The sequence below is a fragment of the Mycobacterium sp. ABE4_509 genome (genome assembly GCF_056160785.1).
In genome coordinates this window covers 36,452-46,162 of record NZ_JBSWXU010000028.1, presented here as the reverse complement: position 1 = coordinate 46,162, position 9,711 = coordinate 36,452, and the positions used below count along the sequence as shown (strand labels likewise).

General features: G+C 68.7%; 7 protein-coding genes and 1 pseudogene. 7 read left to right on the top strand and 1 reads right to left on the bottom strand.

What is annotated here, in order from left to right:
* From ACXAID_RS09000 to ACXAID_RS08975, 6 genes and pseudogenes are all read left to right on the top strand, one after another.
* Positions 1 to 198 (top strand): annotated as a pseudogene (locus tag ACXAID_RS09000) (hypothetical protein); the annotation flags it as partial.
* Positions 198 to 410, top strand: a complete 213-nt coding sequence (locus ACXAID_RS08995) for an exodeoxyribonuclease VII small subunit (RefSeq protein WP_475021853.1) — start codon at positions 198 to 200, stop codon at positions 408 to 410. The pseudogene ACXAID_RS09000 and the gene ACXAID_RS08995, both read left to right, overlap by 1 nt.
* 63 nt (positions 411 to 473) lie before the next feature.
* On the top strand, positions 474 to 1,586 hold the full coding sequence (locus ACXAID_RS08990) for a 3-beta-hydroxysteroid dehydrogenase (protein WP_475021852.1): 1,113 nt from the start codon (positions 474 to 476) through the stop codon (positions 1,584 to 1,586).
* Positions 1,587 to 1,625: 39 nt separating this feature from the next.
* Positions 1,626 to 2,267 carry an MFS transporter gene (locus tag ACXAID_RS08985; RefSeq protein ID WP_475021851.1) on the top strand — a complete coding sequence of 214 codons (642 nt, stop codon included), beginning with the start codon at positions 1,626 to 1,628 and terminating at the stop codon, positions 2,265 to 2,267.
* Complete coding sequence (locus ACXAID_RS08980; RefSeq protein WP_475021857.1) at positions 2,174 to 3,019, top strand: MFS transporter; 846 nt, start codon at positions 2,174 to 2,176, stop codon at positions 3,017 to 3,019. Before ACXAID_RS08985 ends, ACXAID_RS08980 begins: the two co-directional genes overlap by 94 nt.
* Before the next feature lie 27 nt (positions 3,020 to 3,046).
* The gene (locus tag ACXAID_RS08975; protein WP_475021850.1) at positions 3,047 to 5,644 is read left to right on the top strand and encodes a winged helix-turn-helix domain-containing protein; all 2,598 of its coding nucleotides are present in this window, start codon (positions 3,047 to 3,049) and stop codon (positions 5,642 to 5,644) included.
* A 23-nt stretch (positions 5,645 to 5,667) separates the two neighbouring features.
* Here ACXAID_RS08975 and ACXAID_RS08970 read toward each other — a convergent pair whose 3' ends face one another.
* Positions 5,668 to 7,995 (bottom strand): sulfatase-like hydrolase/transferase, encoded by a 2,328-nt coding sequence (locus tag ACXAID_RS08970; protein ID WP_475021849.1) that lies wholly within the window; start codon positions 7,993 to 7,995, stop codon positions 5,668 to 5,670.
* A 291-nt stretch (positions 7,996 to 8,286) separates the two neighbouring features.
* Between ACXAID_RS08970 and ACXAID_RS08965 the strand changes: the two genes are divergently transcribed.
* Entirely contained in the window at positions 8,287 to 9,702 is a 1,416-nt protein-coding gene (locus tag ACXAID_RS08965) for a phytoene desaturase family protein (protein ID WP_475021848.1), read from the top strand.
* Positions 9,703 to 9,711: the final 9 nt, after the last annotated feature.

Here is a 9,711-nt window from a genome sequence, read left to right as displayed (position 1 = left end):
ACGCTGGCCCGCGGCTATGCCGTGGTCCAGGCCATCGCACAGGCCGCGGCGCAGGGGCTGCCGACCGGCGGGCCGGCGCACGTACTGCATTCGGTGGCCGACGCGCCGGAGGGCACCCGGTTGCGGATCCGGGTGGCCGACGGTGCGATCACCGCGCTCAGCGAGGGTGCGGCCGACGACGACTCTGGAGGCCGGTGATGAAGCCTATTAGTGAACTCGGATACGAAGAGGCGCGCGACGAGCTGATCGAGGTGGTGCAGCGCCTGGAGCACGGCGGGCTCGACCTCGACGCGTCGCTGACACTCTGGGAAAGAGGCGAGGAGCTGGCTAAACGGTGCGAAGAGCACCTCGCCGGAGCCCGCAAGAGGGTCGAGGACGCATTGGCCGCCAAGGACGACGACGAAGGTTGACCCGGCAACCATTCGACCGGTGTTCGCTGGCAAATTGGAACATGTTTCAGTTACGCTGCGGGCATGGGTGATGCAACGCTGCAGACTGAACTCGGCCGAGCCCTGGTCACCGGAGGTTCCGGGTTCGTCGGTGCCAACCTGGTGCGTGAGCTGCTCGACCGCGGCGTCGAGGTCCGCTCCTTCGACCGGGTGCCCTGCCCGCTGCCCGACCACCCGAACCTGCAGGTGATCGTCGGCGACATCACCGACGTCGACGACGTCGCCCGCGCCGTCGAGGGCATCGGCACGGTGTTCCACACCGCCGCGATCATCGACCTGATGGGCGGCGCCTCGGTCACCGAGGAGTACCGGCGCCGCAGCTTCGCCGTCAACGTCACCGGCACCGAGAATCTGCTCCGCGCCGCGCAGCGGGCCGGCGCGCGGCGCTTCGTCTACACGGCGTCCAACAGCGTGGTGATGGGCGGCAAACGGATTTCCGGCGGCGACGAGACGCTGCCCTACACCGACCGGTTCAACGATCTCTACACCGAGACGAAGGTGGCGGCCGAGAAGTTCGTGCTGTCCCAGAACGGCGAGCAGGGCGTGCTGACCTGCTCGATCCGGCCCAGCGGGATCTGGGGCCGTGGCGATCAGACCATGTTCCGCAAGGTGTTCGAAAGTGTGCTCGCCGGCCACGTCAAGGTGCTCATCGGCAGCAAGAACGTCAAGCTCGACAACTCCTATGTGCACAACCTGGTGCACGGGTTCATCTTGGCCGCACAGCATCTGGTGCCTGGCGGCACGGCGCCGGGGCAGGCGTACTTCATCAACGACGGCGAGCCGATCAACATGTTCGAGTTCTCCCGTCCGGTGGTCGAGGCGTGCGGCCAGCCGTGGCCGACGTTCCGGGTACCCGGCCGGCTGGTGCGGCTGGCGATGACGGTGTGGCAGTTCCTGCACTTCAAGCTCGGAGCGCCCAAGCCGTTGCTGGAACCGCTTGGGGTGGAACGGCTCTACCTGGACAACTACTTCTCCATCGCCAAAGCCAGACGCGATCTGGGCTACGAGCCCGTCTACACCACCGAGCAGGCGCTGGAACACTGCCTGCCCTACTACGTCGAGCTGTTCGAGAAGATGAAGGCCGAGGCCGGCGCACCGGCGGTGCAGCCCGCCGCACCCGTCCCTCCGAAGGGCTGACCCGCGCCGGCCGAGCCGCGCTGACATAGGCTCGCGCTGTTGATCACCGAGCAACACCGCCCCTGGTGGATCCTGACAGCGGCCAGCTCCGTACTCGGACTGGTCGTGCTCGACGAGACCGTGGTCGGCGTCGCACTGCCGACCATCCGCGACGACCTCGGCATGACGGTTCTGGCCAGTCACTGGGTGGTCAACGCCTACCTGCTGACCTTCTCGGCGTTCCTCGCCGTCGGCGGGCGGCTCGGCGACATGCTCGGCAGACGCATCGCCTTCCCGGCGGGCGCGGCGCTGTTCGCGGCGGGATCGGCGATCGCGGCGCTGGCCCCGTCGGGGGGTTGGCTGATCGCCGGCCGGGCGGTGCAGGGGGTGGGCGCCGCGGTCACCTTCCCGGCCTCGATGGCGATCGTGGCGGGCGCATTCCCGCCCGGGCGGCAGGGCTCGGCCTTCGGTGTGCAGACCACCATCGCCGGGTGCTTCATGGCCTCGGGGCCGCTGGTGGGTGGGTGCTGTCCCAGACGGTTTCGTGGCGCTGGATCTTCGCGATCAACCTGCCGATCATCGCGATCACCGTCGGCGTGCTGCTGGCCATGCTGGCCGCACCGAGAGTCCGGCCCGACTGGGCGCAGCTGGGCCCGCGCCGCTTCGACTACGCCGGCCTGGCCACCCTGGTGGCCGGTCTGAGCGGGATCACCATCGGCCTGATGCAGTCCGCGGACTGGGGGTGGACCTCGGCGGGGGTGCTCGGGAGCCTGATCGGCGGCACCGCTCTGATGGCCGCATTCGTGGTGATCGAGCTGCGCCGGGCGGCACCGCTGGTGGAGCTCGATCTGCTCGCCGATCCCACGTTCACCGGCGGCAACATCGTGTTCGCGGTGTTCCAGTTCGAGAAGATGGTCGTCTTCGTCTTCGTCGCGTTGTATCTGCAGCAGAGCCTCGGCCAGTCCCCCGTGATGGCCGGCCTCGTCGTCTCGGTCGCGATCGTGCCCACCCTGATCACCTCCAGGCTCGCCGGCGCCGTGCGCGACCGCCGGGGTCCGCGCGTGCCGCTGGTGGCCACGCTGATCACCACGGCGGTCACGGTGGCCGCCGTCGGCGGGGCGACGATCGCCGGCAACACCGCGCTGCTCATCGCCGCGATGGTGGTGTGGGGAGCGATCATGCCGTTCATCGCGGTGACGACCAGACCCGCGGTGATGGGGGCGGCACCGGCCGACAAGCAGGGGCAGGCCAGCGGGGTGAACCTGAGCATCCAGATGCTGGGCGGCACCCTGGCCATCGCGGTGTGCAGCCCGTTGCTGATCGCGACCGGCGCGTTCTGGCCGGTGTTCGCCGCGACGGCGGCGGTGACGCTGGCCGCCGCGGCGGTGGCGTGGCGCACCATTGCCCCGCCCCCGCAGGCCCCGTCGCGGCGCACGACATTGCGTGATGTGTGAGCACATGGGTACCTAAGCTGTGTGAGCATGCAGTCCCCAAGCACATCGGCGCTGCACCCTCTGCCGTGGTTTCTGGCCACCAGCCCGTCGCCGCACCCCGAGATGGTCGAGCGCCCCGCGCTGGCCGATCTGCTGGACCGCTACACCGATCGCCACCGTGCGACGATCGTCACGGCACCGTCCGGCTTCGGGAAAACGGTCGCGGTGGCTCAGTGGGCGAGAAGACGCCGGCACCGCGGCCAGCCGGGTGCCGTGGCGTGGGTGACGCTGTCGGCAGGCACCGGCGACATCCACGATCTCGTGCGGGGGGTGCTCACCGCGCTGCAGCGCAGCGCCCGCGAACGCGGTGACGTCGACCTGCACCGCGCGTTGGCGACGGTGTACGACTCCGGCAGCTACCACGAGGCACTGGCCGCGGTGGGCGCGATGGACACGCCGGCCGTGACCGTGGTGATCGACGACTTCCACAAGGCGACGACGGTGACCGAGTCCGACCTGGCAGACCTCATCGAATACGGACCGCAGTGGCTGCACCTGGTGATGATCACCACCGACCCCGTCGACTCGAAACTGGGGCGGCTCAAGGTGCACGGCCAGGTGGCCACCATCAAGGCGGCCGACCTGAGCTTGTCGACTTCCGAGATCCAGGCCGCAGCAGCCCTGGTCGGCCGCGACATCGGACCGGGCAGGGCCCAGGCCGTCCAGACCATCACCGCGGGTTGGCCTGCGGCCGTTCGCCTGATGCTGACCAGCGGTGCAGACGTTCCGGCAGCCGAGTCCGGGACCGAACTGATGACGGAGTACATCAGAACCACGGTTCTGGACCGGCTGCGAAGCGACGTCGCCGAGTTCGTGCTCAGCACCACCGTGCCCGCCCGGATGGACGGGCGGCTGGCGACGGTCCTGTCCGGCCGTCCCGACGCCGAGCGCCTGATCGCCGAATGCCTCTCGGCAGGATTGTTTCTCGAGCGGTTCGACGCAGAGGTGCGTGAGAACGCCGTTTACCAATGGCATTCGATGTTCGCCACGCACTGCCAGGCGATCCTGCGCCGGTACCACCCGGCACGGTGGCGAGAACTCAACCGACTCGCGGCCCGCGAGCTGGCCGACGCCGATCCGGTCGCGGCCGTCGATCACGCGATCCACGCCGACGACTGCGCAATCGCCCAGGACATCGTCGCCGGACACTGGCTCGAGCTGCTGCTGCAGTCCCGTTGGCGGGCCCTCGACGAGCTGTGCGGACGCATGCTCGATGCCTTCGGGGAACTACCCGAGGTACTGATGATCAGAGCGTGTTGCCGAAGCCTGATCGGCGACGGCGTCGGAGCCGCAACACAGTTCGACCGCGCCGGCATGCTGGCGGCCGGCGGTGACGCCGCACGGCGGCTGCGGTTCATCGCCGACCTGTCCTGTGTCCTGGTCGCAGACGATGAAGACGAGATGTCGCAGGCCGTCCAGCGGGCCGAGGACGTACTCGGTGACCGAACGGTGGTCGGCCCCCGCGTGTACGCGTGCACGCTGTTCGTACTCGGCTGGGCCAAGTCCCGGCTCCGGTACGGTTCCGACCGCGGTTCCGAGCTTCTGACGGCCGCGGTCAACGAGTGCTCTGCGACGGGATTGTTCGAAGTCGCCACCCGGGCACGGCAGAACCAGGCGCTGGCGACCGCCCATGCCGGAGAATTCGACCGGGCGCTGAGCGTGCTGCACCGAGACACCTCTGATGTCGCCGGCGAGCCCGGAGTCTGGCTGGCACACGACGGGGCCGGAATCGAACGGTTCGCGGCCGGTTGGGTCAACTTCTGGCGCGGCGAACTCGATTCTGCACGTGAGGATTTCACCGTTGTTGCGGGGTCGGTCGGTGCCGGTTACCCGGATATGGCATGTCAGATGCTGGCCTTCACGGTCGCAACTCTTGCCGACCGCGGCGCAGCGCGCACCGTGCAGGCCGCGGTGGCCCGGATGGCCGACGTCGACACCCACGGTGTGCCGTTCAGCAGCTACAAGCAGGCCAGCCTGGCGAGACTGGCCGAACTGAACGGCGAGCCGGCGAAGGCGCTGGACCTCGCCCGCCCCGTGGCAGACAGGGACAACCTGCCGATGGTGGCGGCCGTGCTGTCGGGCATGTGCCGCCGGCTGGGGGATCCCGACCTCGCCCGCGCCTTCGCGAACAACGCGGTGGCACACGACGTACCGGACTACCTGAGGGCATCGGGGATGCTGACCCTGGCGCTGCTCGATATCGGATCCTCGCCTGACGAAACCACCCATGAACGGCTCGAGGAGATGCTCGCGCTCGCGGCACCGCAACGGGTGCGTTACCCGTTCCTGGACAACAACGACGCCGCCTGCCGCCAGCTGCTGGCCGAGCATGTGGGGACCACCGCCTACAGCGAGTTCGTCGAAGAGTGCATGCTGCGCTGTGAGCGCGCCGCTTCGGACTCGACCGGGCCCGAACCGCTCACCGCACGCGAGCGCGAGGTGCTGGCGTTCATGCGCACCCCGATGACGACCGGTGAGATCGCCGCCAAGCTGTCGGTCTCGGTGAACACGCTCAAGACCCACCAACGGTCGATCTACCGCAAGCTCCGGGTCCGGAACCGCCGCGAGGCGGTCGGTCTGGACTGACCGACACACCCCGCGCCGCTGCACTATTCGCGCACGAGCATGGCGTGCGCCTCCATCTCCTCGTCGAAGAAGTGGGCACCCTCCACCGTGATGGTGACGTGGTCGACGGACAGACCGGTGAGGCCGAACTCGCTGCCGTACTCCTTGCTGACGGGGTCACCCGAATCGCGTCCCACCGCGAGCCCCTCGCCGGCCAGCGCGAACTTCCCGGGCTGGGTGCGCATGGCGTCCGAACCCACCGGCACACCGTCGATCGACAGCGTCAGCACACCGTTGGCGACCTTCGGCGGGTTCTCACCCTCCTTGGCGAATCCGGCGACCACCGAATGCCGGCCTGGCGTCAGCGGCTGCGAAGCCGAGACCAGGGTCTCGGCGATTCCCAGGAAGTTGTACGCGTAGTGCACGGTGCCGTCCTTGACGAACAGGGAATGGCCGCCGAACCTGCTGCCCTGGGCCATGATCACCCCTGAGGGGGTCGCGTCGGTGACGTCGACTTCGGCGCGAATGGTGTAGGAGCGGTTGCGGATGTTGGGTGCGACCGCCTCGGGGACATCGGCAGTCCCGGGATAGTAGGTGAACTCGTCACGGTTGCTGACCGCCGAGGGCCGCGGGTCGAGCAGCCGTTCGGCCGCCGTGCGGTCATCGAGCGGGAACACGTTGTTGCGCCCCGCAAACGCGAACCACATAGCCACCATCTCCTGGACCTTCTCCGGGTACTGTGCGGCGAGGTCGTGCAGTTCGGCGCGGTCTTCGGCAGTGTGATAGAGCTCCCAGGTGTCGGAGCCGAAGTTACCCTTGCCCGACAGCGCACCGTGGCGGGCCACGATCTTCCACCCGTCGTGATAGAGCGCCCGGGTGCCGAGCATCTCGTAGTACTGCGTCGTACGGGCGCTGGGGGCGTCGGCGTCGTCGACGCTGTAGCCCATCGACACACCCTGGATCGGCAACTGGGTGACACCCCCCAGAGCATCCGGCGGGGTGACCCCGATCCAGTCGTACATGGTGGGCACGACGTCGATGGCGTGGTGATACTGGTCGCGGAACTGACCGGCCACCGACGTCATCTGCGCCGGCCAGGTCAGGATCATCGGGTCGGCGATACCGCCCTCGAGGGTGTAGCGCTTGAACATCTTGTAGGGGGTGTTGAAGGCCACCGCCCAGCCGGTCGGATAGTGGCAGTAGGTCTCCTGCCCACCCAGGTCGTCAAGCTTCTCCAGGTTCTCCTGCAGGTCGTCGGGCCAGCCGTTGAAGAACTTGTTCTCGTTGACCGAGCCGTTGGGACTGCCTTCGCCGCTTGCTCCGTTGTCGGAGACCACGACGATGATGGTGTTGTCCAGCTGCCCGGACTCCTCCAGATAGTCGATGAGGCGGCCGAGTTCGTAGTCGGTGTAACTGGAGAAGCCGGCGAACACTTCGGCCATCCGGGCGAACAGCTTCTTCTCGTCGTCGTTGAGCTCGTCCCAGGGGCGCACCAGGTCGATGTCGGCGATCACCTCGCCCGCGGGCCACGGGTTGATCGGAGCCATCTCGGTGTCCGACGGAACGACGCCGAGCTGTTTCATCCGCTCCAGCGCCTTCTCCCGGTACGCCTCGTAGCCCTCGTCGAAGACACCCTGATACTTGTCGATCCACTCCTTGGGGGCGTGGTGGGGGGCGTGGTTGGCGCCAAAGGCGAGATACATCATCCACGGCTTGTCCGGGTTGACCTGCTTACCGTCGCGGATGAATTCGATCGACTTGTCGATCAGGTCCTTGGACAGGTGGTAGCCGTCGTCGGGAAGATACGGCTGTTCGGCTGCGTGGTTGTCGTGCACCAGGTCCGGATACCACTGGTTACATTCGCCGCCGAGGAACCCGTAGTAGCGCTCGAACCCGCGGCCCAGCGGCCAGCTGCGCCGGGACCCGCCCATGTTGGCCTCGTTCTCCGGGGTGAGATGCCATTTGCCGACGCAGTAGGTGCCGTAGCCCTGTTCGAGCAGAACCTCGGCGATGGTGCCGGACTCCGGCGGGATGACCGCCGACTGGCCCGGGTAGCCCGAGGCCCCTTCGACGATGCAGGCCATCCCGTTGGTGTGGGCGTTGCGGCCGGTCAGCAGGCTGGATCGGGTCGGCGAGCACAGCGCTGTGGTGTGCCAGTTGGTGTAGCGCAGGCCCAGGTCGGCGATCCGGTTCAGCGTCGGCATCTCGATCGCGCCGCCGAAGGTGTCCCACGACGCCATGCCGGTGTCATCCCACACCACGTACAGCACGTTCGGCGCGCCTTCGGCGGCCCGCGGCGGCTGGTACGGCGCCCAGTCGGGTACCGAGTCCCGCACGTCCATGTTGATGACCCCGTTGAAGCGCTTCGCCATTCTCACCGTCTCCCGCAATCGACCAGATACGACGAGAACGCTAGCCGCGCAGGCCCGGGGGCACATCACCCGAATTGGATGATCAGCAGGTGCCGGAAATGCCTGCCACCTGCAACGATCCGATCGCGCGCCGGGCGAGGCCGCTGCGGTCAGACACCGTGCGGCGGCGCTGTACTGCTGACACAGCAACAGCGCGAGCTCGACGTCGATGCGGTCCCCGATGATCGGCCGGCCGCGCCGCTCCACCGCCCGGCGGGACAGGCGCCGGCCGATGGCATGAATACTGCAGGGGTGAGCACTGCGACCGTGGTGGGCAGCGGACCCAACGGGCTGGCCGCCGCCGTCACCCTGGCCCGCGCCGGGCTGTCGGTCACCGTGCTGGAGGCCGCCGAGCAGATCGGCGGCGGCACCCGCACCGGCGAGGCGATCGTGCCGGGGCTGCTGCACGACCACTGTTCGGCGATCCATCCGATGGCCGTCGGCTCGCCGCTGCTCGCCGAGCTGGGGCTGCAGCGCTACGGGCTGAACTGGGGCTGGACCGAGATCGACTGCGTGCACCCGTTGGACACCGGAGAAGCCGGGGTGCTCTACCGATCGGTCGACCGCACGGCCCAGGCGCTGGGCCCCGACGGTGCCCGGTGGCGTGCGTTGTTCGGCGCCCCCGCACGCCGGTTCGACGAGCTGTCCAACGACATCATGGGCCCACTGTTGCGGATCCCGAGCCACCCGCTGACCCTGGCCCGGTTCGGCGCACCGACCGTGCTGCCGGCCGCCGCGCTGGCCAGGGTGTTCCGTACCGCGCCGGCACGTGCGCTGTTCGGTGGCGTTGCAGCGCATGCGTTTCGCCCGCTGCACCTACCGATGACGTCGGCGATCGGGCTGGGCATCCTGACCGCCGGGCACCGGCACGGCTGGCCGGTCGCGATGGGCGGGTCGCGCGCGATCACCGATGCGATGGCGGCGCTGCTGGCCGATCTGGGCGGCACGGTCGTGACCGGGAGCCGGGTGCGGTCGCTGACCGACCTGCCGCCATCGTCGGTCACCGTCTTCGACCTGACCCCCGAGGCGGTCGCCGAGATCATGGGTGATGCCCTGCCTCCGCGAATCTCCCGGGCCTACCGCCGGTTCCGCCGAGCACCCGGAGCATTCAAGGTCGACTTCGCGGTGCGGGGCGGGGTGCCGTGGACCAACCCGCACGCACACCGCGCCGGGACCGTGCACCTGGGCGGCGAGTTCGCCGAAGTCGCCGCCACCGAACGCGATGTCGCCGCCGGGCGGATGCCCGAGCGTCCGTTCGTGCTGGTCGGCCAGCAGTACCTGGCCGACCCGCAACGTTCGGCCGGTGATGTGCACCCGGTGTGGAGCTACGCCCACGTGCCCAACGGATACACCGGGGACGCGACAGCGGCCATCATCGCCCAGATCGAGCGGTTCGCCCCCGGGTTCGGTGACCGGATCGTCGGGCACACCAGCCGTTCGACCAGCGAATTGGCCGCCTACAACGCCAACTTCCTGGGCGGCGACATCATGACCGGCGCCAAGGACATCCGGCAACTGACCTTCGGACCGCGAGCCACCCTGTCGCCGTACTCCACCGGGGTTCCCGGCATCTACCTGTGTTCGGCGGCCACCCCGCCCGGGCCAGGGGCGCACGGCATGTGCGGCTACCACGCGGCCCGCTGCGCGCTGGAGCACCTCGACCACTGACGGCGCAGT